Raw genomic sequence first — 24,441 nt, 5'->3', positions numbered from 1 at the left:
GTTATCTGTGAAGTACTTTTTATTAGCTTCATCATACCAATATTCGATTGAACCATCTACGGTGCAGGAAGGTGCAACTGCTTCATGATGAGTTAGAGGCAGCTTAGCAATAGAGATTTCCTTTGTGTCGGTGTATTCTACACCCTCAAAAGTTGCCTTAGCAGTGTAGATAGTCTTTCCGTCAGCAGTATAGGTTGGAGCTATGGTTTCAGAAGTTACTTCTGCTTCGATAGTCTGAACATCATCGTCCTTTTCGCAGGTGAAATTTGCACTTGCGATGTAGCTGTCATCGAACTCGCTCTCTTCCCATGTCCATTTCGGAGCTTTGTAGGTATGACCTGTTGCAGGAATTGTCACAGCCTCCTTTGGAGTCAAATTGAATTCTTTCCCCTCAATTAAATAGGCTTCACCGTTGCTTCCGCTGTAATATTCTGTATTTCCCTCAGCCATACAAGTAGGATCTTTAGCATTCACAGAAATTGCAAGTATTCCGTCCGAGTATTCACCAAATAAGCTGCCCCTGTTAGCAAATGTGATAACTTCCTTTCTTTCGTCTACAAAGCGATAGTTCTGCCCTTCTACCAAGTCATTCGGATTACACCCGTAAAATTCCTCAAAGGACTCAGGATCCTCCCTCAGCCACCAGAAGAAGTTATCAGGATCGTTATTGTATTGTTCCTGAATAGATTCATCGTCAAAATGCCAGTGACCGCTTTCGTATATATATGAACCTGATGGAATTGCTACAATAGAATCATCACGTAAATAAGCATCTGAAAATACACCCTCTGAAAAAGCAACAGGTTTTTTTACGTTAAAAATTAATTTTAATTTGGTATCCACATAAATCGGATTATAAAGTGGGTTTGATATCTCAGGGGCAGTAATTATTATATCAACAATTGGATCGTTATCATAATAACAAAAAATGAATTCCTCTGAAAGACTAATTGGAACTGTTGAATTAATTTCAAAATATGTCATCTGCGAACGTTCAACATAAGAAACAAAAGCCGAGTTTCCAATCGAAGAAATAGCACAATCCTCAGCAAAGACTACTCTCTTTACTTTACTTGCATTTCCCCAATCATTGCCACAAAATGCCCTGTCAGGAATTGAACCTGAACCAGTAATATAAAGCAGACCTTCGTTGTCAAGAGTCCATTTTACACCTCCGAAATTGCCGCTGTCAATTATTTCTGCCTCCGCATTAGCAACAATGCCCGTACTTCCTGTCAAAAAGCCTCCCACGTTTGCGGGCAAGCTACCCGCTACAAGAGTTAATGCCATAACAAAAGCAATCGTTTTCTTCCAGCCCTTATGTTTTTTCACAACTCATTCCTCCTTGATCATTTTTTCATAATTTATAAAGGGCACTCCGCAGGAACCATTTATCCCATAGAGTATGTTATATAGGCATTCACATAACACTCACCTCTCCCCCCTAAAAATAAAAAAATAATATATAATTATATAAACTCCATATGTAGTATTATAATATATTTTTCAAGCTAATTCATTGTTTTTTTGTAAACAAATTAAATTCTGTGTTGATAAAAATAGAGATTTTACCAAATGTAAACATCAGTTAGACATTGAAAACTCTTTTTTTAGATCAACATTTGAATTTCACTATCATGACATAACCCTCAGGTCCATATGTTCGCAAGGACATGCAGGTTCAAGTCCTGTTATCCGCACTTGTAAGTCTAACGCTTGAATAAAGGTCTATACCAATATTCAGGCGTTTTTCTTTTGGATTCAGATAATGATATGTTACTCGCTCATATGAAATATTCAGCGCTTTGTACATTGACTTATTTGCCTTATTATGTTATAATGTATAAACAAATAAACGGCAGCAATGCCGTTGATAAGGAGGAGTTTATGATAGATCGTGAAAAGGCATTGAGCATCGTTACCGAATATGGGCAGGAACACATTATGAAGTACTTTGACGAACTCAGCGAGGAAGAAAAGAACGAGCTGCTTGGACAGATAGAGATAACGGATTTTTCCGTCCTCTCAAATCTTGACGATAAGGCAAATAACAACAAGCGCGGCGTTTTTGAGCCTCTCGGCGCTGTCACTATAGACGATATCGCCGCAAACAGCAGTGAGTACAAAGAGATCGGTATCGAGGCCATAAGAGCAGGCAAGGCAGCCGCAGTGCTTCTTGCAGGCGGACAGGGAACAAGGCTCGGATTTGACAAGCCGAAGGGAATGTTCAGCATAGGCGTTGAACAGGAACTTTACATTTTCCAGTGTCTCATCAATAATCTTATGTACGTTGTTAAGCTTACCGGCGCATGGATCCCTCTCTATATCATGACAAGTGAGAAAAACAACAAGGATACTGTTGATTTCCTGAAAGAAAAGAACTATTTCGGATATGATCCGGAATATATCCGTTTCTTCATACAGGATATGGCTCCCTCGGTGGACTTTGACGGCAAGATACTAATGGAAAGCAGATCGAGGATATCCCTTTCGCCCAATGGCAACGGCGGCTGGTTCTCATCTCTCGTCAGGGCAGGACTTCTTGACGATATCAGAAACAGAGGTGTTGAATGGATAAATGTTTTCGCAGTTGACAACGTGCTCCAGCGTATCGCCGATCCAAGTTTCATCGGAGCTGTTATAAAGTCCGGGCTCCAGTCGGGCAGCAAGGTAGTAAGCAAGGCTGCTCCCGAAGAAAAAGTGGGCGTCCTCTGCCTTGAGGACGGAAAGCCTTCCATAGTTGAATACTACGAAATGACCAGGGAAATGATAACTCTCCTCAACGAAAAAGGCGAACTCGCCTACAAGTACGGAGTAATCCTCAATTATCTCTTCAATGTTGCAAAACTCGAAGAAATATGCGACAGAAAGCTTCCTGTGCATATCGTTGACAAGAAGATCCCCTACATGAATGAAAACGGCGATCTTGTTATTCCCACATCGCCCAACGGATACAAGTTCGAGACCCTTGTTCTTGATATGGTACATATGCAGGACAGCTGCCTTGCATATGAAGTAGTCCGTGAAAAGGAATTTGCTCCCGTAAAGAACGCAACAGGCGTGGATTCCGTAGAATCGGCAAGAGAACTTCTCAAAGCAAACGGCGTAAAAATATGATGTTAAGCGGCACTTCCCGAAAGGGCAGTGTCGCTAATATATTTAACAACAGGTGAGGTCACATTCAATGGCAAAACTTCTTAAATTTCTGAAAGGCTACAGAAGAGAACTGTTACTTGGTCCGTTTTTCAAGCTACTCGAAGCAATATTTGAGCTTATTGTTCCCATTGTAATGGCTAAGATAATCGACAAGGGCATTGCAAACAATGATACGGCCTATGTACTGAAAATGAGCGCTCTTATAGTGGTACTGGGTGTGTGCGGACTTTGCTTCGCGCTTTCCTGCCAGTTCCTTGCGGCAAAATGCGCCTACGGTTTCGGTACTGAGCTTAGAACGGCGCTTTACAGACATATCAACTCTCTTTCCTACAGCAGCATAGACAGGATAGGCACATCCTCTCTTGTGAACCGCCTTACAAACGACACGAATACTGTGCAGAACGGCGTGAATATGTTCATAAGGCTTGCTGTAAGAGCTCCGTTTCTTGTTATAGGAGCGGCAGTTATGGCAGTTTCAATAGATGTTAAGCTCTCGGCAGTTTTCTTTGTGGTAGCTCCGCTCATCTCACTGGTCATCTTCCTCATAATGCGGAAGACCATACCTATGTATAAAAAGACCCAGCAGAGCCTTGACCGCGCGTCCATGCTCACACGCGAAAGCCTCGAGGGCGCAAGGGTAATACGCGCTTTCTCACGTCAGAACGAGGAAATACAGGAATTCATGGAGGCAGTTGACGACATTTCAGCCCAGTCGATAGCAGTCGGCAAGATATCAGCTATACTCAATCCTATTGCGTTCATGGTGATGAACTTAGGCATCGTTGCAGTGATATGGTTCGGCGGCAAAAGAATAAACATCGGCAGACTTACTCAGGGCGAGCTTACAGCGTTCACCAACTACATGACGCAGATACTCCTTGCACTTGTTGTACTTGCCAACCTCATTGTCATATTCACAAAGGCTTTTGCCTCTGCAAACCGCATAAGCGAGGTTTTCGCACTTCTCCCCGAAGAGGACGGCAATATCTCGGATATAAATGAAGAAAGCAGCAATATCATAGAGTTCAGTGACGTTTCCTTTGCATACGAAGCCTCCGGAGATTCTTCCGTAAAAGATATCAGCTTCACAGTGGGCAGGGGAGAGATGCTTGGTATCATAGGCGGTACAGGCTGCGGAAAGACCACGCTGGCGAACCTTATTCCGTGCTTCTACAGAGCGACCGAGGGTACTGTCTCGGTTTTTGGCAGGGATGTAACAACGATATCACATGACGAGCTTCGCAGAAGGATAGGAATAGTTCCTCAAAAAGCCGTGCTTTTCACAGGAACTGTACGTGACAACATGAAATGGCGTAAGGCGGATGCCACCGACGAGGAGATAATTTCCGCATTGAAGACCGCACAGGCATGGGATTTCGTAAGCCAGTCTCCGGATGGTCTCGACACTGTCATATCCCAGGGAGGAAAGAACCTTTCCGGCGGTCAGAAGCAGCGAATCTCCATTGCAAGAGCACTTGTGGGCAAGCCAGATATCGTCATACTTGACGATTCCACCAGCGCACTTGATTACAAGACAGACCTTTCATTCAGAAAGGCTCTCCGTGAGGCGCTCCCGGACACTACCGTCATCATGGTGTCACAGAGGACGACCTCTCTCAAGGACGCTGACAAAATAATAGTAATGGACGACGGTGAAGCCGTAGGCATAGGAAAGCATGACGAGCTTATCGGAAGCTGTCAGGTCTACAGCGAGATCTACCGCTCGCAGATGTCTCAGAAGGAGGGAAAAGCCAATGCTTAAAGTTCTTAAAAGAGTAATAGCCTACGCCCGCCCCTATCTGAAATACTTTATTCTCACAATATTTTTTGCCCTTGCAGGCATATCTCTCTCCCTTGCAGTGCCCGTATTCATAGGTGAAGCCGTGGACTGCTGCGTGGGAAAGGGAAACGTTGACTTCACAAGACTCACGAGGATAATTGTTTTTCTTGCTTCAATTGTCATAGCCAGCACTCTTTTCCAGTGGCTCATGACCCTCTGTACAAACAAGCTTGCGTTCCTCACAGTCCGCGACCTGAGAGCCGACATATTCAACAAGCTTCAGAGAGTTCCCCTGAGATACATAGACGGACGCACAAAAGGCGAGCTCACCAGCCGCGTCATAAATGACATAGAGATCATCTCAGACGGACTTCTCCAGGGCTTTGCCCAGCTTTTCAGCGGAGTTATAACCATAATCGGAACACTTATATTCATGATGACGATAAACGTGAAAATAGCTGTGGTAGTCGTGCTCCTGACACCTCTTTCCTTTATAGCGGCTTCAAGGATAACAAAGGCTTCTCACGATTCATACATGAAACAGTCAAAGCTCCGCGGCGACATGGTGAGCCTTGCGGAGGAAATGGCAGGCAATCAGAAAATAGTCAAGGCTTTCGTCTACGGAGACAGGGCTGAGGAGAGATTCGGCAAAGTCAACCGAGAATACGGAAAGATAGGTGCAAAGGCTACGTTTTTCAGTTCCATGACCAATCCAACGACCCGTTTTGTAAATGGTGTCATTTACGCGGCTGTAGGTCTGCTGGGAGCTCTCGGCGTTATCAGGCGCTTTCCTTTTTTGGGTACTATGACAGTCGGAAAGCTTTCAAGCTTTCTCGCTTATTCAAATCAGTACACCAAACCCTTCAACGAAATATCGGGCGTCATTGCTGAGCTCCAGAACGCTGTTGCCTCTGCACAGCGAGTGTTCACTGTCCTTGACGAGGAGGAGATATCGGACGACTCCCATAAGGAGGCGCTTTCCGAATGCGACGGCAGTCTGAGATTCAAAAACGTGTTCTTCTCCTATAATCCTGAGGTAAAGCTAATCCAGGACTTCAACCTTGACGTCAGAACAGGTCAGCGCATAGCCATAGTAGGACCCACAGGCTGCGGAAAATCCACAATAATAAATCTTCTGCTGCGATTCTACGGCATAAACAGTGGAAGTATCGAATTATCAGGCAAAAATATCTATGACATCACCCGTGAGAGCCTGCGGAGCAAGTTTGGCATGGTATTGCAGGAAACATGGGTATTTACAGGAACTGTAGCCGAAAACATAGCTTACGGAGCTCCCGATGCAACAAGGGAGCAGATAATCGAAGCGGCAAAGGCGGTGTACGCCCACGGCTTTATAAAAAGGCTGCAAAATGGCTACGATACCGTCATAAGCGAGGACTGCGGACTTTCACAGGGACAGAAACAGCTCATATGTATCGCAAGGATAATGCTGATATCGCCACCAGTCCTCATACTTGACGAAGCCACCAGCTCTATCGACCTGAGAACCGAACAGCGCATACAGAAGGCCTTCATAAAACTTATGGAAGGCAGGACGAGCTTTATCATAGCACACAGACTCTCGACGATAAAGAATTCAGACGTAATACTCGTAATGAAACAGGGAAATATCATAGAACAGGGAAGTCACGAAGAGCTAATGGAAAAGGGCGGCTTCTACTCCGAGCTCTACAACAGCCAGTTTGCTTCGTGATTTCAAGGAAATAAAGGTGAAATCATGAACAAAGAATGGTCCGAACTTAACAAAGCTGTGCAGTCACAGCTGAAAAAAGCCGAAACATATAAAAAAGGTCTTGAATCTCTGTTCACGCTTAGAGGAATGCTCACAGAGGTACTGAACTCATTCAGAAATGAACTGAAACGTGAAGACTTCAATGCTATGCCCTGCATGAACGCCGACGGCTATCACTCAAAAAGCATAGCCTACTCGATATGGCATATCTTCCGCATAGAGGACATAGTCGCTCACACACTCATAAACGGCGATGAACAGGTATTCTTCGCAGGGAACTACAAGGAGCGCACAGGCTCTCCCATAATAACTACGGGAAATGAGCTTGTGAAAGGGGAGATAGCAGACTTTTCGGCAAAACTCGACATCGACGAACTTTACGCATATATCTCCGAGGTCAGGAGCAGCACCGAGGCTATACTGAGAGCTCTTCCTTTTGATATGCTGAAAAGCAGGGTGCAACCCGAACGAAGAGAGCAGCTCATTGCAATGAACGTGGTCAGCCGAGACGAAAGCGCAGCCTGGCTCGTGGATTACTGGTGCGGAAAGGATATCCGCGGACTTATACAAATGCCATTTTCACGCCACTGGATAATGCACACAGAAGCAAGCCTGCGTATCAGAGATAAACTATACAAATAAGCCTTAACTCCCGAAAGCATTTGCGGTTTCGGGAGTTTTCATTATAAAAGCATAAAATTTACATATAAAAAATACTTTGTTTAATTCTTGACAAACTGACAGAAATGTTGTAAAATTATAATGTATTTTTATATTTTGAAAGGAATGATCTTCAATGGGTTCAACTTTAACTGAAAAGATCCTTAAAGCACACCTTGTTGACGGCGAGTATGTCAAGGGTCAGGAGATCGGTATCCGTATCGACCAGACTCTCACTCAGGACGCAACAGGTACAATGGCATATCTTGAATTTGAGGCAATGGGCGTTCCCCGTGTAAAAACGGAGCGTTCCGTCGCTTACATAGATCATAACACTCTCCAGAGCGGCTTTGAGAACGCCGACGACCACAGATTCATCGGCAGTGTAGCCAAGAAGCACGGCATTTACTTCTCACGTCCCGGCAACGGTATCTGCCACCAGGTACATCTCGAGCGCTTCGGTATCCCGGGAAAGACACTCATCGGTTCTGACAGCCATACCCCCACAGGCGGCGGTATCGGTATGATTGCTATCGGCGCAGGCGGTCTCGACGTTGCAGTTGCAATGGGCGGCGGCGCTTATTACATCACCTGTCCTAAGGTAGTTAAGGTAGAGCTCACAGGAAAGCTACAGCCATGGGTAGCTGCAAAGGACGTTATCCTTGAAGTTCTCAGAAGACTCTCCGTAAAGGGCGGCGTAGGAAAGGTCATCGAATACTGCGGCGAGGGCGTAAAGACCCTTTCTGTTCCAGAAAGAGCAACTATCACAAACATGGGCGCAGAGCTTGGCGCTACTACATCTATTTTCCCGTCTGACGAGATCACAAAGCAGTTCCTCAAGGCACAGAAGCGTGAAGAAGTATGGACTCCTCTTGCTGCTGACCCCGACGCTGTATACGACGAAGAGCTCACTATCGACCTGAGCAAGCTCGTTCCGCTTGCTGCCTGTCCTCATTCTCCCGACAACGTAAAGAGCGTTGAGGAGATCGGCAGACTCAAGATTGACCAGGTATGTATCGGTTCATGCACAAACTCATCTCTCCTTGATATGCTCAAGGTAGCTCATATACTCAAAGGCAAGACTGTAAATCCCGACGTATCACTTGCTATTGCTCCCGGTTCAAAACAGGTTCTCAATATGCTTGCACAGAACGGCGCACTTTCAATACTCATCGACGCAGGTGCAAGAATACTCGAAAGCGCTTGCGGCCCCTGCATCGGTATGGGACAGTCTCCTAACTCAAAGGGAATCTCGCTCCGTACCTTCAACAGAAACTTTGAAGGCCGCTCCGGCACAAAGGACGGACAGATATACCTCGTATCGCCTGAAATGGCAGCAGTTTCCGCTCTTACAGGCTATCTCACCGACCCGAGAGAGCTGGGCGATATGCCTGAGTTCAAGCTCCCTGACGAGTTCGTTATCAACGACAATATGGTAGTACCGCCTGCACCCGTTGAGGAAATGGACAGCGTAGAGATACTCCGCGGACCAAATATCAAGCCCTATCCCGAGACAGCTCCGCTCCTCGAGACCATCGACGCTCCGGTTTCACTGAAGGTAGGCGACAATATCACTACAGACCACATCATGCCTGCAGGTGCCAAGATACTTCCTCTCCGTTCAAATATCCCGAAGATATCACAGCACTGCTTCGCTGTATGCGACGAAAGTTTCCCCGAGAGAGCAAAGGCCCTCGGCAAAAGTATAATCGTAGGCGGTTCAAACTACGGACAGGGCTCATCGCGTGAGCACGCAGCACTTGCACCTCTTTACCTCGGCGTAAAGGCTGTTCTTGTAAAGTCATTCGCACGTATCCACCGTGCAAACCTCATAAACGCAGGTATCCTTCCGCTCACATTCGTCAACGAAGCTGATTACGACAGTATCTCGCAGGGCGACCAGCTCGTACTTGCAGACGTAAGAAAAGCTGTTGAGGCAGGAAAAAGCGAACTTACAGTCATCAACAAGACAAACGGCAAGGAGATACCGGTTCTCTGTGAGCTTTCAGGACGTACAAAGGATATCATGCTCGCAGGCGGACTTCTTGACTTCACAAGAGAATCAATGAAATAATGACCGCATTTATTGCAAGGAACTATGGATATAAAAGAAATATTCAATGATATCGTAACAGACGTAAATGACAGCAATCGAAGGACAAAGGCAGACAGAAGGGAGAGGGGATTATCCCTCTCAATCCCCGTCAGCGCGCAGGGGAGTATCTCGGCGGCTGGCTTGTCGCTCTTCTTCCGCAGTTTATAGGCTTTATCGTAGGACTTGCTCTGACAAGAATGATAGGTCTTCACGGCGCGGCCTATTTAGTTATAGGCGGACTGTGCGCCCTTGCTGTGGGAACATATAAAAGCGTATCTTTCGACAAGATATCATTTGCGCCCGCTGTTGTCAGAAACGTCATACTCATGCTCCTTTTCTGCGGAGCACTGGCACTTATCGAATTACTCAGCCGCTCAGAGGCTTAATGAACTTTATTTACGGAGGTATGAACCAATGGCAAAAATCACCATGAAAACGCCGCTCGTTGAAATGGACGGCGACGAGATGACAAGGATCCTCTGGCAGTGGATAAAGGAAACTCTCCTTGAACCATATGTAGAGCTCAACACTGAATACTACGACCTCGGTCTCAAGCACAGAGAAGAGACCAAGGATCAGGTGACCATAGATTCAGCAGAAGCTACAAAGAAGTACGGCGTAGCTGTAAAGTGCGCTACGATCACTCCGAACGCTGCAAGAATGCCCGAGTACAACCTCACCCAGATGTGGAAGTCTCCAAACGGCACTATCCGTGCAGCCCTTGACGGAACCGTTTTCCGTACTCCTATCATAGTAAAGGGCATCGAGCCTTATATCCCCACATGGACAAAGCCGATAACCATTGCCCGTCATGCATACGGCGATGTTTACAAGAACACAGAAATGCGCGTAAGCAAGGGCAGCAAGGCTGAACTCGTTGTAACAGACGAAAACGGCAACGAAACACGCGAGCTTATCCACGATTTTACAAAATGTGACGGTATTATCCAGGGACTTCACAACCTTGACGCTTCTATTGCAGGCTTCGCAAGAGCTTGTCTCAACTACGGTCTCGACCTCAAACAGGACGTATGGTTTGCTTCAAAGGATACCATCTCAAAGAAGTACGACCACCGCTTCAAGGACATCTTCCAGGAGATATTCGATAAAGAATACAAGGAAAAGTACGAAGCCGCAGGCATAGAGTATTTCTACACTCTAATAGACGACGCAGTAGCAAGAGTTATCCGTTCAAACGGAGGCTACATATGGGCTTGCAAGAACTATGACGGTGATGTTATGTCAGACATGGTGTCAACCGCTTATGGAAGTCTCGCTATGATGACCTCTGTACTCGTGTCTCCCGACGGTATCTATGAGTATGAAGCAGCTCACGGAACAGTACAGCGCCACTACTACAAATACCTCAAGGGTGAGGAGACCTCAACAAACTCTGTTGCTACCATCTTCGCATGGAGCGGAGCCCTCCGCAAGAGGGGAGAGCTTGACGGCACACAGGAACTCTGCGACTTTGCCGACAAGCTTGAAAAGGCAACTATCCAGACTATTGAGGACGGTATCATGACAGGCGACCTCTACCTTATCTCCAAGCTCGATAATAAGCGCAAGGTAGATTCAAAAACATTCCTTGACGAAATAAAGATCAGACTCGACAAATTAATGTAATAAGAGAGAAGGCATATCGTAATGTCAAAGAGCTCAATATCCAATTCAGTAATAAGAAGGCTCCCGCGATATTATCGCTTTCTCGGCGAGCTTGAACACAATGGCTACATACGCATTTCGTCACGCGAACTTTCGGAAAAAATGGGGCTTACAGCTTCACAGATACGTCAGGATTTCAACTGCTTCGGTGAGTTCGGCCAGCAGGGCTACGGTTATAACGTAACCGACCTCCGCTTCGAGATAGGAAAGATACTCGGACTTGATACTCTTACTCCGATGATCCTTCTCGGTGCAGGAAATCTGGGAAAAGCTATAGCGACCCATATAGATTTCCACAACAAGGGATTCGACCTCATAGGTGCATTTGATGTAAATCCTGATATAATCGGCAAGGATCTCGGCGGACTGCAGGTCAGAAGCATTGAAGAGGTAGGAACATTCTGTGCAGAAAACAAGCCTGTCGCCGCTATACTCTGCGTTCCAATGTCATCTGCCGAAAAGCTTGTGGATACACTTATCGGGTGTGGCATCAAAGCTTTCTGGAACTTCACGCACTACGACCTCAAGGTCTTACACAAAGGCGTGGCTGTTGAGAACGTTCACCTCGGAGACAGCCTTACAACGCTATCCTACGGTCTGAACAATCTTGAAAACAATAAGTAACGATACAAAACGGAGTTTCTTGTGAAGCTCCGTTTTTTACTGCCGATAAATATACTTCAGTGTGAAAAAAATATCAAGCCCTCAGCATGATTATATATTATTTGGAATAGATGTATTCCTGTGCTCTCACAGCAATTATATGGCTTGCATAAAAATATTACCGTGATTTATTGCACATATCATAAAACTACTTGTTTGGTATGATTATATACTACTCGTGGCAAACATTCAGCGAAGCCTGTAACAGGAAGAATAATGCCAAAAATTATATTGATTTACCATTTATGCACTCATTTTCAAAAGCTGATATATAAAACAATATATCATATAAAAATATTATTAAGTTTTTAATTAAAAAAGAATTGTTAATTAGATATCAATATCTGAATAGCAATATTCTTAAACTGAATTTGAAATAATCGCAAGATACTGTTATACTTATAATGTATACGTTTGAAATAAGGGAGAAAGTGTCGATATGTACACTTGCTCCGACAAATCTGTCTGGGAGTGGATATTAAAATGGATTACCGTATCGAACATGATTCAATGGGAGAGGTAAGAGTGCCCAAAGACAAGTACTGGGGCGCACAAACCGAGAGAAGCCATGAAAATTTCCTTATAGGCGTTGGTATAGAAACAATGCCCCGCGAGATAACTCATGCTCTCGGTATTCTGAAAAAGGCTGCCGCTATGGCAAATCATGAGATCAAGCCGGAGAAAATGACCAAAGAAAAGTGCGATATCATCATGAAAGTCTGCGACGAGGTCATAAGCGGCTCTCTCAATGAGCATTTCCCGCTTGTTGTATGGCAGACGGGAAGCGGTACACAGTCGAATATGAATACCAACGAGGTCATCGCCAACCGTGGAAACGAAATCGCAGGAAAAGCTCTTCTCCACCCGAACGATGATATCAATATGAGCCAGTCCTCCAACGATACTTTTCCAACGGCAATGCATATATCAGCCGTTCTCGCTCTTGAGGACAGGGTCGTACCTGCCGTTAAGGATCTTATAAAAACCTTTATCCGTCTTGAATCTGAGAACGAGGGTATCGTAAAAAGCGGACGCACACATCTGCAGGACGCAACTCCAATAAAATTCTCACAGGAAATAAGCGGCTGGAGAGCTTCGCTCGAAAAAGACAAAAAGATGATTCTTGCAGCCTGTGAGGAGCTCAAGGAGCTCGCACTCGGCGGCACAGCTGTCGGCACAGGTCTGAACGCACCAAAGGGATTCGCTGAAAAAGCTGCCGAAAACGTAGGAAAGCTCACCGGTAAGGACTTCCGTTCATCGCCGAACAAATTCCACTCTCTCACTTCTAAGGACGAAATAGTTTTTGCTCACGGAGCATTAAAGGCGCTTGCTGCCGATATGATGAAGATCGCCAACGACGTAAGATGGCTTGCTTCGGGACCACGCGACGGTCTCGGGGAGATATTCATTCCCGAGAATGAACCCGGCTCTTCTATAATGCCCGGAAAAGTAAATCCAACACAGTGCGAACAGGTAACAATGGTGGCGGTACAGGTCATGGGCAATGACGTAACTGTAGGAATGGCTGCATCACAGGGAAATTTTGAGCTCAACGTATTCATGCCCGTATGCGCTTACAACTTCCTGCAGTCGGCAAGACTTCTCGCTGAGTCAATAACATCATTCAACAGGAACTGTGCAGTGGGAATAAGAGCAAACAAAGAGAAAATGCACAATAATCTTCATAATTCCCTCATGCTCGTAACCGCTCTCAACCCATATATCGGCTACGAAAATGCCGCAAAGACTGCCAAGAAAGCCTTTAAGGACAATATTTCCCTTAAAGAAGCCTGTGTGGAGCTCGGATTCCTCACAGCCGAAAAATTTGACGAAGTATTCCACCCGGAAGAAATGGTCTGATATAAAACGAAAGGAAAAGTGCGTATGGAAACTTTTACTTATTACCCGGGCTGTACGCTGAGAACTAAAGCAAAAACTCTCGACGTTTACGCCCGAGCTTCCGCAAAAGCTCTCGGTATCGGCCTTGAAGAGCCTGCCGACTGGCAGTGCTGCGGCGGAGCTTATACGACCGCAAAGGACGAGATTGCAACAAAGCTTTCGGCAGTAAGGACTTTAAACGCTGCCAAAACTGCGGGCAGACCGCTCATCACCGTCTGTTCCGCCTGTCATAACGTTATAAAGCAGACAAATTACGATATATCACACGATGATGAAATGGCTTCAAAGGTGAACAGCTACCTCGGACTTGACGAGCCCTACTGCGGCGAAGCCACGGTATACCATTACCTTGAAATGCTCAGAGATGTTATAGGTTTTGACGAGCTTGCAAAGAAAGTGGTAAATCCGCTCACAGGTAAAAAAATTGCTGCTTATTACGGCTGTCTGCTGCTGAGACCTTCAAAAGCCCTCGCAATGGACGATCCTGAAAACCCGACTATCATCGAAGACTTCATACGTGCTCTCGGCGGTACTCCTGTTATCTACGCTCAGAGGAACGAGTGCTGCGGCGGCTATATTGCCCTTGAGGACAAGGCTCAGGCTCAGAAAAGGAGTAATAGTGTAATGAAGTCGGCAGAGGATCAGGGAGCTGAAATGGTGATCACAGCCTGTCCGCTGTGTATGTACAATCTCAGAAAGAACGGCGGTTCCGCACTTCCTGTTTACTATTTCACGGAAATACTCGCAGAAGCTCTCGGAGTAAAGGGGGATGACAATGAATAAGAACCTCAAGGAACAGGTGCTCCGTTCAAGCGGCGTTAATGTACTGAAATGTATGCGCTGCGGAAAATGTTCGGGAACCTGCCCGTCCTACGACGAAATGGAATATCATCCCCACCAGTTCGTATATATGGTGGAGCGCGGAGATATCGAGACTCTCATGAACTCAAAGTCCATATACAAATGCCTGACCTGTTTTGCCTGTGTTGACAGGTGTCCGCGAAACGTAGAGCCTGCAAAGGTAGTTGAAGCAGTACGCCTTGCAGCAATCCGTCAGCAGGGAAATAACCATATAAACCCGAATCAGATACCCGGAATGCTTGACGACGATATGCCTCAGCAGGCAATAGTCACAGCATTCAGGAAATACATAAAGTAAGGGGGACAGTAAAATGCAGAGAATAGGTGTATTTGTCTGTCACTGCGGAACAAATATCGCTGCAACAGTCGATGTAAAAGCAGTTGCAGAAGCCCTCGGCAGGGAACCGGGAGTCATAGTCTCTCAGGATTACCAGTATATGTGTTCCGAATCAGGTCAGAACCTTGTAAAGAACGCTATCAAGGAGCATAAGCTTACAGGAGTTGTGGTATGTTCATGTTCCCCGAGAATGCACGAAAATACATTCAGAAATGCTGCAGCTTCCGCAGGCCTCAATCCATACCTTGTTGAGATAGCAAATATCCGCGAACAGTGTTCATGGATACACAAGGATATTGCAAGTGCTACGGAAAAGGCTATAATTCTCGGAAAAGCTGCTGTTGCCAAAGTCCACCTCAATGCTCCGCTCACAGCAGGGGAGAGCCCCGTTGTAAAGAGAGCTCTCGTTATAGGCGGCGGTATCGCAGGTATACAGACCGCTCTTGATATCGCAGAGGCTGGCTTCGATGTTGATATAGTAGAAAAGAAGCCCACGATCGGCGGTAAAATGGCTCAGATCGACAAGACCTTCCCGACGCTTGACTGCGCCGCTTGTATCCTCACTCCGAAAATGGTTGAAGCTTCGCAGAACGAGCACATAACAATCCATTCATATAGTGAGGTAGCCGATGTAAAAGGATTTGTTGGCAACTTCACGGTAACAATAAAGAAAAAGGCACGTTTCGTTGACGAGACAAAGTGTACAGGCTGCGGATTATGCACCGAAAAATGTCCCATGAAGAAAGTCCCCAACGAGTTCAATATGGGATTCGACAACAGATCAGCAATATATATCCCGTTTGCCCAGGCTGTTCCGAAGGTAGCTACTATCGACCCGAACAACTGCATGATGATGAAAACAGGCAAATGCGGAGTATGCTCAAAAGTCTGCTCAGCAGGCGCTATCGACTATAAGCAGGAGGACAGGTTAATAGAGCAGCAATACGGTGCTATCGTCGTAGCTACGGGATTTGAGCCCATAAAGCTCGACAAATACGACGAATTTGCATATAATCAGTGCCCCGACGTTGTAACATCGCTGGAGCTTGAAAGACTGATGAATGCTGCCGGACCAAACGGCGGAACTCTTCTCCGTCCTTCTGACAAGACCCACCCGCACAAGATAGTTTTCGTACAGTGCGTTGGCTCAAGATGTGACGACAGCAAGGGCAAGCCCTATTGCTCGAAGATATGCTGTATGTATACAGCCAAGCACGCTATGCTAATCCGCGAGAAGTACCCTGATACCGAGGTCTACGTATTCTATATAGATGTCCGTACTCCCGGCAAGAACTTCGACGAGTTCTACCGCCGTGCAGTTGAGCAGTACAATGTTCACTACATAAAGGGAATGGTCGGAAAAGTAACTCCTCGCTCGGACGGAAAGATTGATGTTCAGGCTTCCGATCTTCTTGCAAACGAACAGCTCCATATTGACGCAGATATGGTAGTTCTTGCAGCAGCTATCGAGCCCGACAAGACAGCCCGTCCTCTTGCGACCATGCTCACTACACAGATGGATACCAACGACTTCTTCACAGAGGCTCATCCGAAGCTCCGCCCTGTTGAGAGCGCAACCGCAGGAATCTTCCTCTCGGGAGCTTGTCAGGGACCAAAGGATATCCCCGAAACCGTCGCACAGGCAAGTGCGGCAGCTGCCAAGGCGATCGTTCTTCTCGTAAAGAACAGCATTACCTGCAATCCATGTGTTGCTCATTCGGACGAGCTTATGTGCAATGGCTGCTCATCATGTGAAAAGGTTTGTCCTTACGGCGCTATCACATACATAGACAAGGAGTTCAAAATGCCTGACAGGACCATTGCTGTACGCCGTGTCGCAAGCGTTAACCCTGCTGTATGTCAGGGCTGCGGCGCTTGTACGGTAGCCTGTCCTTCGGGAGCAATGGACCTTAACGGATTTTCCAACAGCCAGATCATAGCGGAGGTGGACGCAATATGCAAGTAAATGAAAACAAAGAGTTTCAGCCTCTAATCGTTGCATTCTGCTGTAACTGGTGCTCTTATGCCGGCGCCGACCTCGCAGGTACAAACAGGCTGAACTATCCCGATAATATAAAGATAATCAGAGTTCCCTGCTCATGCAGAGTAAACCCTATGTTCATACTCCGAGCTTTCCAGCGCGGCGCTGACGGAGTTATCCTCTGCGGCTGCCACCCTGGAGACTGTCACTATACCTCGGGTAACTACTTCACAAGAAGAAGAATGACCCTGCTTTTCAGTATGCTGGATTTCCTTGGTATAGAGCGCGACAGAACAAGGGTAGAATGGGTATCGGCAGCTGAGGGAGCTAAGTTCGCAGCGACCATGAACGAGTTTACGGAAGCTGTCAAAAAACTCGGTCCCAACCGCAGATTGGAGGATCTAAGATGCAGGAAGCAATGATAAATAAAGCAAAACAGCTTTTGGCTGACGGCGTCGTTGATCGCGTCATCGGCTGGAAGAGGGGAGAGTTCGCTTACGATATCACCCCTGCTGTATTCACAAGCGCAGAGGAACTCGATGAGAGCTTTGTATACGATGATTTTACAGCTGCAAATGTTTCTAAATATCTTGTAAAAGAGAGCAGAAAGGATGGTAAGGTTCTTGCCTTCCTCAAGCCCTGCGACACATACAGCTTCAATCAGCTCGTAAAAGAGCACAGAGTCGTTCGCGAAAACGTATATATCGTAGGTATCCCAGGCGGTCCGAAGCTCGACGCCGAGAAGATAAAAGCAAAGGGAATTACGGGAATACTCAGCGTCAAAAACGAAAATTACACTCTGAAAATAGAGACAGTCTACGGCGAGGAGTCCATGCCGTTCTACGAAGCTGTCCTTGACAAATGCGCTTCATGCAAAAGCAAAAAGCACGTTATATACGACGAGCTCATGGGAGAAGAGGGCGATGTCCTCGACTCAAACCGCTTCGACATGGTGGAAAAGCTGGAAAATATGACTGCTCAGGAGCGTTACGATTTCTGGAGAGAGCAGCTCTCAAAGTGCATACGCTGCAATGCCTGCCGCAACGTCTGTCCTGCCTGCACCTGTGAAAAGTGCGTATTCGACAATCCGGATTCAGGCATTGAGAACAAGGCTCCTGCCGACAGCTTTGAAGAGAATATGTTCCATATTATCCGTGCCTTCCACGTTGCGGGAAGGTGTACCGACTGCGGCGAATGTTCGAGAGTATGCCCTCAGAATATACCGCTACATCTGCTCAACCGCAAATTCATAAAGGATATAAACGCATTTTACGGCGAATACCAGGCAGGAGAGGACGCAGTATCACGCGCTCCCCTCAATGAATACAAACAGAACGACTGCGAAGCAAACATCGTTCACGAAAGGGGAGTTGAATAATGCTGAAAATATCGCTTGATAAGCTGGATAAGCTTTTTGAAGCCATTTCAGCTACAAAAACTCTCTATATCCCCACCGACCGAGAGGACGGAGCTGCCGAATACAGAAAATACGAAAGCGGCATGAAGCTCAGCAGCGCTCTCAACACAGTCAGAAGCGCAAAAGACTTCTTCTTTCCGCAGACCGAAAATCTTGTGGACTTCAAAATGGACGGTAAAAATATCGAAGTAATTGATGTCCGCGAGGAATCGGAGGATTTTGTCATATTCGGAGTCCGCGCCTGCGACGCAAGAAGCTTCACCATACTTGACAAGGTTTTCCTTGCAGAACCTGTGGACAGCTACTACAAGAACCGCCGCGACCACGGAACTGTTGTTGCTATGGCGTGTACACGCCCTGCCGAGACCTGCTTCTGCGGTACATTCGGCATAGATGCAGCTGCTCCCGAGGGTGACGCCGCCTGCTACAGCGACGGCGAGAGCCTGTTCATAGAAGCACACAATGAAAAAGGACAGCAGTTCATTGATTCCATTGCTTCTCTCCTTAAAGATGGCGATACTTCCAAACTTGAAGAAGTTCGTGCAAAAACAAGAGAGATACTTAAAAAGCTTCCTCTTGCGAAACTTACTACCGATAATTTCGGCGGAGACAAGCTCAATGAGTACTTTAACTCCGACAAGTGGGGCGAGCTTTCAGAGAGCTGTCTCGGCTGCGGCACCTGTACCTTTGTCTGCCCAACCTGTCAGTGCTATGACATAAAGGACTTCAATACAGGCCACGGCATAAAACGTTTCCGCTGCTGGGACTCATGTATGTACTCTGATTTCACCAAAATGGCACATGGAAACCCAAGACTTACTCAGCTTGAACGCTTCCGTCAGAGATTCATGCACAAGCTGGTGTATTTCCCTGCAAACAATAACGGCGAATTCGGCTGTGTAGGCTGCGGAAGATGTCTTGCAAAATGTCCCATATCCATGAATATCGTCAAGGTAATGAAAGCGCTGGAGGTAAAGTAATGAATAATGATACATTGATACCTTACATCGGAGTAGTTACCGATATAAGGCAGGATACTCCTGATGTCAAGACTTTCAGGGTAGTTTCGCCCGAGGGCGGCAAGGTTTTCGAGCATATGCCAGGACAGTGTGCAATGCTGTCCATACCGGGAGTGGGTGAGGCTATGTTTTCCATAACCTCCTCGCCTACAAACAGGGAGTTCATGGAATTCAGCATAAAAAAATGCGGCTGTCTCACAACATGGCTCCACGCTATGGACGTAGGTCAGCAGATAACTATACGCGGACCTTACGGCAACGCTTTCCCAGTTGAAACAGAACTCAAAGGCAAGGATCTCCTCTTCATCGCTGGAGGAATCGGACTTGCACCGCTTCGCTCGGTAATAAACTATGTCCGCGATAACCGCTCCAACTACGGCGACGTACAGGTGATCTACGGTTCGCGTTCAAAGGACGACCTCGTGGATTATCAGGAGATAATAGACGAATGGATGAACGACGACGGTATCGAAGTCAATCTAACTATTGATAATCCTCAGGAGGGCTGGGACGGTCATGTAGGATTTGTTCCCAACTATGTCAAGGAGCTCGATCCTTCCATAAACAAGACAGTCCTCATCTGTGGACCGCCGATAATGATAAAATTCACCCTTGCAGGACTTAAAGAGCTCGGCTTCAAGGAGACTCAGGTCTATACTACCATGGAACTTCGCATGAAATGCGGAGTAGGTAAGTGCGGACGCTGCAATATCGGTAATAAATACGTATGCAAAGACGGTCCTGTTTTCCGTTTCGATCAGCTTGGCGAACTGCCTGATGAATATTAAAAAGGAGAAACTTGCATGGAAAATATGTTGAATGTTTACCTGTTCGGCAAGAAATATCAGGTGCCGGCAGGTCTTACAATAATGACTGCTATGGAATATGCAGGCTATGAGCTTGTCAGAGGCTGCGGCTGCCGCAACGGTTTCTGCGGTGCCTGCGCTACGATATACAGAATAAAAGGAGAGATAGAGCTTCACGGCTGTCTTGCCTGTCAGACTGAGATACAGGAGGGTATGTACATAGCAACTCTTCCTTTCTTCCCACTTGAAAAAAGGGTATACAATATCGAAGATATAAAGCCCGATCAGCAGATAATGATGCAGCTTTATCCCGAGATATACAGCTGTATAGGCTGCAACGCCTGTACAAAGGCCTGTACCCAGGAGCTCAACGTTATGCAGTATATCGCATATGCACAGAGAGGCGAATACGCGAAATGTGCCGAGGAGAGCTTTGACTGCGTAATGTGCGGAGTATGTTCATCACGATGTCCAGCAGGCATTTCCCACCCACAGGTAGCTATGCTTGCAAGACGTCTCAACGGTAAATACATAGAACCCGAATGTGGTCATCTTTCCGACCGTGTAAACGAAGTTAACGAAGGTATCTTTGACAAGCAGATCGAAGAGCTCATGACAAAGGCTGTTAACAACATCGACGAGATAAAAGATATGTACAACCATCGCGAGATCGAGAAGTAAGGAGGGGAGAATATGTATAAGATAGAAAAACTCAATGAACTTGCAAAGATAGTTGCCGAAAAAAGAGCCGATAATGCCGCTCTTGAACCGAGAAGAATGACGGCAGAGGAAAAGGACGAGCTTCTTGCACATTTTCACCCCGACTATAAGCAGGAAGAATTTACTGTTCTCTCCGCAGGCGTTAATAAAGGAGACAAAGTCCCTACTCAGCTTGCAGAGCTTCTCCAGGGAAAGAGCCGTATCAGCGCTGACGACGTAGACCTTACTGCACCCGATTACGAGACAGACGTACTTATAATCGGAGGAGGCGGCGCAGGTGCTTCTGCTGCAATAGAGGCAGACGAGGTAGGCGTAAAGGCAATGATCGTAACAAAGCTCCGTATCGGCGACGCAAATACAATGATGGCTGAGGGCGGTATCCAGGCTGCCGACAAACCCAATGATTCTCCTGCCATACATTTCCTCGACGCTTTCGGCGGAGGACATTTCGCAGCAAAGCCCGAGCTTGTAAAAAAACTTGTAACAAAAGCTCCCGAGGCTATACAGTGGCTCAATAAGCTTGGCGTTGAGTTCGACAAGGAACCCGACGGAACTATGGTAACAACTCACGGCGGCGGAACTTCACGCAAGAGAATGCACGCAGCAAAGGACTACTCAGGCGCTGAGATAATGAGGACTCTCCGCGACGAAGTCATCAACAGAGGTATCCCGGTAGTTGATTTCACAGCTGCAATCGAAATAATCCTTGACGAAAACGGCAGGGCAGCAGGTGCTGTTCTCATGAACATGGAAACAAAGGAGCTCCTTGTTGCAAAGGCAAAAACAGTTATCATCGCAACAGGCGGTGCAGGTCGACTTCACTATCAGGGCTTCCCGACCTCAAACCATTACGGTGCAACTGCCGACGGACTCATTCTCGGCTACAGAGTAGGCGCAAAGCTTCTCTATGCTGACACCTTGCAGTATCACCCTACAGGCACAGGCTATCCCGAGCAGATATTCGGAGCTCTCGTTACCGAAAAGGTGCGTTCACTCGGCGCAAAGCTCGTAAATATCGACGGTGACGTCTTCATGCACCCACTTGAGACCCGTGATGTTACAGCAGCTTCCATAATACGCGAATGCACAGAGCGTAACAAGGGCATCGAGACCTCGCTCGGAAAGGCTGTATGGCTTGATACGCCTATGATAGAGTACAAGAACGGTGAAGGAACTATCGAAAAGCGTATCCCTGCCATGATGAGAATGTTTGGCAAATACGGCATTGATATCCGCAAGGAGCCTATCCTCGTATACCCCACACTCCACTATCAGAACGGCGGTCTTGAGATATCCGACGACTGCGCTACAGGCGTTGAGAACCTCTATGCTGCAGGCGAGGTAGCAGGCGGTATACACGGCAGAAACCGACTCATGGGCAACTCGCTCCTCGATGTTATCGTATTCGGCAGAAACGCAGGAATATATGCAGCTGCAAAGGCTAAGGAAACAGCTTCTCCTGAAAAGCTCACACTTGCTCATATCGAGAATTTCAACAAGGAACTCGAAGCGGCAGGTGCCGCAAGCGGAATAGCTTCACCTATGCTCCTTCCGCACTATGCAAGAAAGAAATAAATACAAGGGACGCCGTAAAAAGCGTCCCATAAAAATGTTATTATACAAGAAAGTCAAGTGATAAAAAATGGAATTATTTAATGGAATACTTTCAATTCATGGTGTTTCATTCCTTATGATCTCCGTAATTGCGATTGCAGCCCTCGGATACGTACTCGGAAGAATTACCATAAAGGGTATATCTCTCGGTACTGCAGGCGTATTCATTATCTCGCTTTTATACGGCTGTATCTTCTACAAGCAGCTTTCAAGCGAGATAAATACCGATTTCGTTGGATCCGCTCTGAAAATAGTGGATAACCTCGGTCTTATACTGTTCGTTACGGCAGTAGGTTTTATTGCAGGCCCCAATTTCTTCGGAAATTTCAAAAAAAATTTCAAATCCTACGTTCTTCTTGCTGTTATCATTATTTTCAGCGCAGGACTTGTCTGTGCAGGCTGCGTACTTATAGGCAGAAACTTCACAGACCTTACAAGTGAGGAATTCACCGCAATGCTTTCCGGCATACTCTCGGGAGCTCTTACAAGTACCCCCGGTTTCTCGGCAGCAAAGGACGCTGTGGGAACAGATCATCTCCAGAGCATAGTTTCAGTCGGATATGCTATCGCGTACATATTCGGAGTTATAGGTGTTGTACTTTTTGTTCAGATAATCCCGAAGCTCTCAAAAGCTAATATGGAAAAAGAGAGAGCCCTCCTTATTCCTGCATCAAAGAGCGACGGAAAAGAAAAAAAAGCGGCAAAGCTTATAGAAATGGACAGCTTCGGAATAATGCCGTTTGCTCTTGCAGCATTTTTCGGTATTATCATCGGTTCATTCAAATTCGGGAATTTTTCACTTTCAACAACAGGCGGCTGTCTACTTGTTTCGCTTATATTCGGTCACTTCGGACATTTCGGCAAGTTTTCCGTAACTCCCAAAGACTCCACCCTCAAGGTATTCCGCGAACTCGGACTCATGTTCTTCCTTATTGGTGCAGGTGTTTCTGGCGGAGCAAAGTTTGTACAGTATTTTGACGCCGTATACTTTATATATGGAATAATTCTCACAATTCTACCTATGGTAATCGGCTATCTTTTCGCAAAATATGTACTCAAACTCAGCCTTCTTAACAATCTCGGCTCTATTACAGGCGGTATGACTTCAACACCCGCTCTCGGAACGCTTATAAGCACAGCAGGCACTGAAAATGTTGCTTCTGCTTATGCAGCAACATACCCTGTAGCACTTATTTCCGTAGTTCTTGTTGAACAGTTCCTGATAATACTTTTCAAATAAACACAAAAGCGTAAAAATCAAAGCCCTAAAACAGTTGGATTCAACTGTTTTAGGGCTTTCTTCGTTTTATGTACCGAACTCAGTTAACACCGTACTGTGCTCTGTATTCAAGCATCTTATCAAGGTATTCCTTGCCGGGAACGATATCATTCTTTATAGCACTGATGATATCTTCCATTGTAACAATTGGATAAACAATAACACCGAAATCACGCTTGACTTCCTGAACAGCAGAAAGCTCACCTGTGCCTTTTTCCATACGGTCAACTGTGATGACCATACCTGTAACGTTAACGTCAGCAGCAGTCATAAGCTTAGGCATAGATTCACGTAGAGCCTTTCCGGATGTCATAACATCATCGATGATAACGACATTTTCGCCGTCCCTGAGTTCCTTTCCGACAAACATACCGCCCTCACCATGATCCTTTGCTTCCTTTCTGTCAAAACAGTATGCAGCGTCTATGCCGAACCTATTGCTGAGAGCCACAGCAGCAGACACAGCCAGCGGGATACCCTTATAAGCAGGTCCGAAAAGAGTATCTACGGGGATATCATTAGCTTTTATGCACTCAGCATAATACTCGCCGAGCTTCGCAAGCTGAGCGCCTGTCTTGTAGTTTCCGCAGTTTATAAAATACGGAGCCTTTCTGCCGCTTTTGAGTGTAAACTCACCAAAGGTAAGAACACCGCAGTCCACCATGAATTTAATAAAGCTTTCCTTGTAATTCATAAATAATGACCTCCATTATGTAAATTTCCTGCAGTGCAGGCA

General features: G+C 46.3%; 20 protein-coding genes and 1 pseudogene. 19 read left to right on the top strand and 2 right to left on the bottom strand.

The window, feature by feature from the left end; translation table 11 throughout:
- Positions 1 to 1,332: pseudogene (locus tag IKW96_RS05195) on the bottom strand (hypothetical protein); the annotation flags it as partial.
- Positions 1,333 to 1,887: 555 nt separating this feature from the next.
- Between IKW96_RS05195 and IKW96_RS05190 the strand changes: the two are divergent.
- The 19 genes from IKW96_RS05190 to IKW96_RS05100 all read left to right on the top strand — a co-directional run bounded on the left by IKW96_RS05190 (position 1,888) and on the right by IKW96_RS05100 (position 23,666).
- Entirely contained in the window at positions 1,888 to 3,117 is a 1,230-nt protein-coding gene (locus IKW96_RS05190; protein WP_296571230.1) for a UDPGP type 1 family protein, read from the top strand.
- Positions 3,118 to 3,184: 67 nt separating this feature from the next.
- Positions 3,185 to 4,918: an ABC transporter ATP-binding protein gene (locus tag IKW96_RS05185; RefSeq protein ID WP_296571227.1), complete on the top strand. Its 1,734-nt coding sequence runs from the start codon at positions 3,185 to 3,187 to the stop codon at positions 4,916 to 4,918.
- Positions 4,911 to 6,650 (top strand): ABC transporter ATP-binding protein, encoded by a 1,740-nt coding sequence (locus IKW96_RS05180; RefSeq protein ID WP_296571220.1) that lies wholly within the window; start codon positions 4,911 to 4,913, stop codon positions 6,648 to 6,650. Before IKW96_RS05185 ends, IKW96_RS05180 begins: the two co-directional genes overlap by 8 nt.
- A gap of 24 nt (positions 6,651 to 6,674) precedes the next feature.
- Positions 6,675 to 7,331 carry a phage head-tail adapter protein gene (locus IKW96_RS05175; protein WP_296571216.1) on the top strand — a complete coding sequence of 219 codons (657 nt, stop codon included), beginning with the start codon at positions 6,675 to 6,677 and terminating at the stop codon, positions 7,329 to 7,331.
- A 154-nt stretch (positions 7,332 to 7,485) separates the two neighbouring features.
- Positions 7,486 to 9,423: an aconitate hydratase gene (locus tag IKW96_RS05170; protein WP_296571213.1), complete on the top strand. Its 1,938-nt coding sequence runs from the start codon at positions 7,486 to 7,488 to the stop codon at positions 9,421 to 9,423.
- Between the two features lie 218 nt (positions 9,424 to 9,641).
- Complete coding sequence (locus tag IKW96_RS05165; RefSeq protein WP_296571210.1) at positions 9,642 to 9,830, top strand: hypothetical protein; 189 nt, start codon at positions 9,642 to 9,644, stop codon at positions 9,828 to 9,830.
- 28 nt (positions 9,831 to 9,858) lie between these two features.
- The gene (locus tag IKW96_RS05160; protein WP_296571206.1) at positions 9,859 to 11,070 is read left to right on the top strand and encodes an NADP-dependent isocitrate dehydrogenase; all 1,212 of its coding nucleotides are present in this window, start codon (positions 9,859 to 9,861) and stop codon (positions 11,068 to 11,070) included.
- A 21-nt stretch (positions 11,071 to 11,091) separates the two neighbouring features.
- Positions 11,092 to 11,733 carry a redox-sensing transcriptional repressor Rex gene (locus tag IKW96_RS05155; RefSeq protein ID WP_296571203.1) on the top strand — a complete coding sequence of 214 codons (642 nt, stop codon included), beginning with the start codon at positions 11,092 to 11,094 and terminating at the stop codon, positions 11,731 to 11,733.
- A gap of 522 nt (positions 11,734 to 12,255) precedes the next feature.
- Positions 12,256 to 13,632, top strand: a complete 1,377-nt coding sequence (fumC, locus tag IKW96_RS05150) for a class II fumarate hydratase (protein WP_296571201.1) — start codon at positions 12,256 to 12,258, stop codon at positions 13,630 to 13,632.
- Between the two features lie 24 nt (positions 13,633 to 13,656).
- Positions 13,657 to 14,454, top strand: coding sequence for a CoB--CoM heterodisulfide reductase iron-sulfur subunit B family protein (locus IKW96_RS05145; protein ID WP_296571199.1), 798 nt, complete (start codon positions 13,657 to 13,659; stop codon positions 14,452 to 14,454).
- Positions 14,447 to 14,830: a 4Fe-4S dicluster domain-containing protein gene (locus IKW96_RS05140; protein WP_296571197.1), complete on the top strand. Its 384-nt coding sequence runs from the start codon at positions 14,447 to 14,449 to the stop codon at positions 14,828 to 14,830. Before IKW96_RS05145 ends, IKW96_RS05140 begins: the two co-directional genes overlap by 8 nt.
- Before the next feature lie 13 nt (positions 14,831 to 14,843).
- Complete coding sequence (locus tag IKW96_RS05135) at positions 14,844 to 16,835, top strand: CoB--CoM heterodisulfide reductase iron-sulfur subunit A family protein (RefSeq protein WP_296571195.1); 1,992 nt, start codon at positions 14,844 to 14,846, stop codon at positions 16,833 to 16,835.
- Complete coding sequence (locus IKW96_RS05130) at positions 16,826 to 17,272, top strand: hydrogenase iron-sulfur subunit (protein ID WP_294750294.1); 447 nt, start codon at positions 16,826 to 16,828, stop codon at positions 17,270 to 17,272. Before IKW96_RS05135 ends, IKW96_RS05130 begins: the two co-directional genes overlap by 10 nt.
- On the top strand, positions 17,257 to 18,228 hold the full coding sequence (locus tag IKW96_RS05125) for a 4Fe-4S dicluster domain-containing protein (RefSeq protein WP_296571191.1): 972 nt from the start codon (positions 17,257 to 17,259) through the stop codon (positions 18,226 to 18,228). The genes IKW96_RS05130 and IKW96_RS05125 overlap by 16 nt, the downstream gene beginning before the upstream one ends.
- Positions 18,228 to 19,247, top strand: a complete 1,020-nt coding sequence (locus tag IKW96_RS05120) for a 4Fe-4S dicluster domain-containing protein (protein ID WP_296571188.1) — start codon at positions 18,228 to 18,230, stop codon at positions 19,245 to 19,247. Before IKW96_RS05125 ends, IKW96_RS05120 begins: the two co-directional genes overlap by 1 nt.
- Complete coding sequence (locus IKW96_RS05115) at positions 19,247 to 20,074, top strand: FAD/NAD(P)-binding protein (protein WP_296571184.1); 828 nt, start codon at positions 19,247 to 19,249, stop codon at positions 20,072 to 20,074. The genes IKW96_RS05120 and IKW96_RS05115 overlap by 1 nt, the downstream gene beginning before the upstream one ends.
- Before the next feature lie 15 nt (positions 20,075 to 20,089).
- On the top strand, positions 20,090 to 20,773 hold the full coding sequence (locus tag IKW96_RS05110) for a 4Fe-4S dicluster domain-containing protein (protein ID WP_296571181.1): 684 nt from the start codon (positions 20,090 to 20,092) through the stop codon (positions 20,771 to 20,773).
- Between the two features lie 12 nt (positions 20,774 to 20,785).
- Positions 20,786 to 22,387 carry an FAD-dependent oxidoreductase gene (locus IKW96_RS05105; RefSeq protein WP_296571178.1) on the top strand — a complete coding sequence of 534 codons (1,602 nt, stop codon included), beginning with the start codon at positions 20,786 to 20,788 and terminating at the stop codon, positions 22,385 to 22,387.
- A 67-nt stretch (positions 22,388 to 22,454) separates the two neighbouring features.
- The gene (locus IKW96_RS05100) at positions 22,455 to 23,666 is read left to right on the top strand and encodes a permease (RefSeq protein ID WP_296571175.1); all 1,212 of its coding nucleotides are present in this window, start codon (positions 22,455 to 22,457) and stop codon (positions 23,664 to 23,666) included.
- A gap of 79 nt (positions 23,667 to 23,745) precedes the next feature.
- Here IKW96_RS05100 and pyrE read toward each other — a convergent pair whose 3' ends face one another.
- Positions 23,746 to 24,399 (bottom strand): orotate phosphoribosyltransferase, encoded by a 654-nt coding sequence (pyrE, locus tag IKW96_RS05095; RefSeq protein ID WP_296571172.1) that lies wholly within the window; start codon positions 24,397 to 24,399, stop codon positions 23,746 to 23,748.
- Between the last annotated feature and the right edge of the window lie 42 nt (positions 24,400 to 24,441).

Source organism: Ruminococcus sp., assembly GCF_017549005.1.
In the GTDB taxonomy this organism is placed as follows: Bacteria; Bacillota; Clostridia; order Oscillospirales; family Ruminococcaceae; genus Ruminococcus.
Note: the sequence above shows the minus strand (reverse complement) of the source record. Positions and strands in the feature narration are given on the sequence as shown.

Excerpts from the sequence above, each read along its gene's own strand:
- IKW96_RS05110 (WP_296571181.1), top strand. The coding sequence starts at position 20,090 with ATGGAAAATATGTTGAATGTTTACCTGTTCGGCAAGAAATATCAGGTG.
- IKW96_RS05100 (WP_296571175.1), top strand. The coding sequence starts at position 22,455 with ATGGAATTATTTAATGGAATACTTTCAATTCATGGTGTTTCATTCCTT.
- IKW96_RS05120 (WP_296571188.1), top strand. The coding sequence starts at position 18,228 with ATGCTGAAAATATCGCTTGATAAGCTGGATAAGCTTTTTGAAGCCATT.
- IKW96_RS05115 (WP_296571184.1), top strand. The coding sequence starts at position 19,247 with ATGAATAATGATACATTGATACCTTACATCGGAGTAGTTACCGATATA.
- IKW96_RS05180 (WP_296571220.1), top strand. The coding sequence starts at position 4,911 with ATGCTTAAAGTTCTTAAAAGAGTAATAGCCTACGCCCGCCCCTATCTG.
- IKW96_RS05145 (WP_296571199.1), top strand. The coding sequence starts at position 13,657 with ATGGAAACTTTTACTTATTACCCGGGCTGTACGCTGAGAACTAAAGCA.
- IKW96_RS05105 (WP_296571178.1), top strand. The coding sequence starts at position 20,786 with ATGTATAAGATAGAAAAACTCAATGAACTTGCAAAGATAGTTGCCGAA.
- IKW96_RS05125 (WP_296571191.1), top strand. The coding sequence starts at position 17,257 with ATGCAGGAAGCAATGATAAATAAAGCAAAACAGCTTTTGGCTGACGGC.
- IKW96_RS05165 (WP_296571210.1), top strand. The coding sequence starts at position 9,642 with ATGATAGGTCTTCACGGCGCGGCCTATTTAGTTATAGGCGGACTGTGC.
- IKW96_RS05135 (WP_296571195.1), top strand. The coding sequence starts at position 14,844 with ATGCAGAGAATAGGTGTATTTGTCTGTCACTGCGGAACAAATATCGCT.
- pyrE (WP_296571172.1), bottom strand. The coding sequence starts at position 24,399 with ATGAATTACAAGGAAAGCTTTATTAAATTCATGGTGGACTGCGGTGTT.
- IKW96_RS05155 (WP_296571203.1), top strand. The coding sequence starts at position 11,092 with ATGTCAAAGAGCTCAATATCCAATTCAGTAATAAGAAGGCTCCCGCGA.
- IKW96_RS05160 (WP_296571206.1), top strand. The coding sequence starts at position 9,859 with ATGGCAAAAATCACCATGAAAACGCCGCTCGTTGAAATGGACGGCGAC.
- IKW96_RS05175 (WP_296571216.1), top strand. The coding sequence starts at position 6,675 with ATGAACAAAGAATGGTCCGAACTTAACAAAGCTGTGCAGTCACAGCTG.
- fumC (WP_296571201.1), top strand. The coding sequence starts at position 12,256 with ATGGATTACCGTATCGAACATGATTCAATGGGAGAGGTAAGAGTGCCC.
- IKW96_RS05190 (WP_296571230.1), top strand. The coding sequence starts at position 1,888 with ATGATAGATCGTGAAAAGGCATTGAGCATCGTTACCGAATATGGGCAG.
- IKW96_RS05140 (WP_296571197.1), top strand. The coding sequence starts at position 14,447 with ATGAATAAGAACCTCAAGGAACAGGTGCTCCGTTCAAGCGGCGTTAAT.
- IKW96_RS05130 (WP_294750294.1), top strand. The coding sequence starts at position 16,826 with ATGCAAGTAAATGAAAACAAAGAGTTTCAGCCTCTAATCGTTGCATTC.
- IKW96_RS05185 (WP_296571227.1), top strand. The coding sequence starts at position 3,185 with ATGGCAAAACTTCTTAAATTTCTGAAAGGCTACAGAAGAGAACTGTTA.
- IKW96_RS05170 (WP_296571213.1), top strand. The coding sequence starts at position 7,486 with ATGGGTTCAACTTTAACTGAAAAGATCCTTAAAGCACACCTTGTTGAC.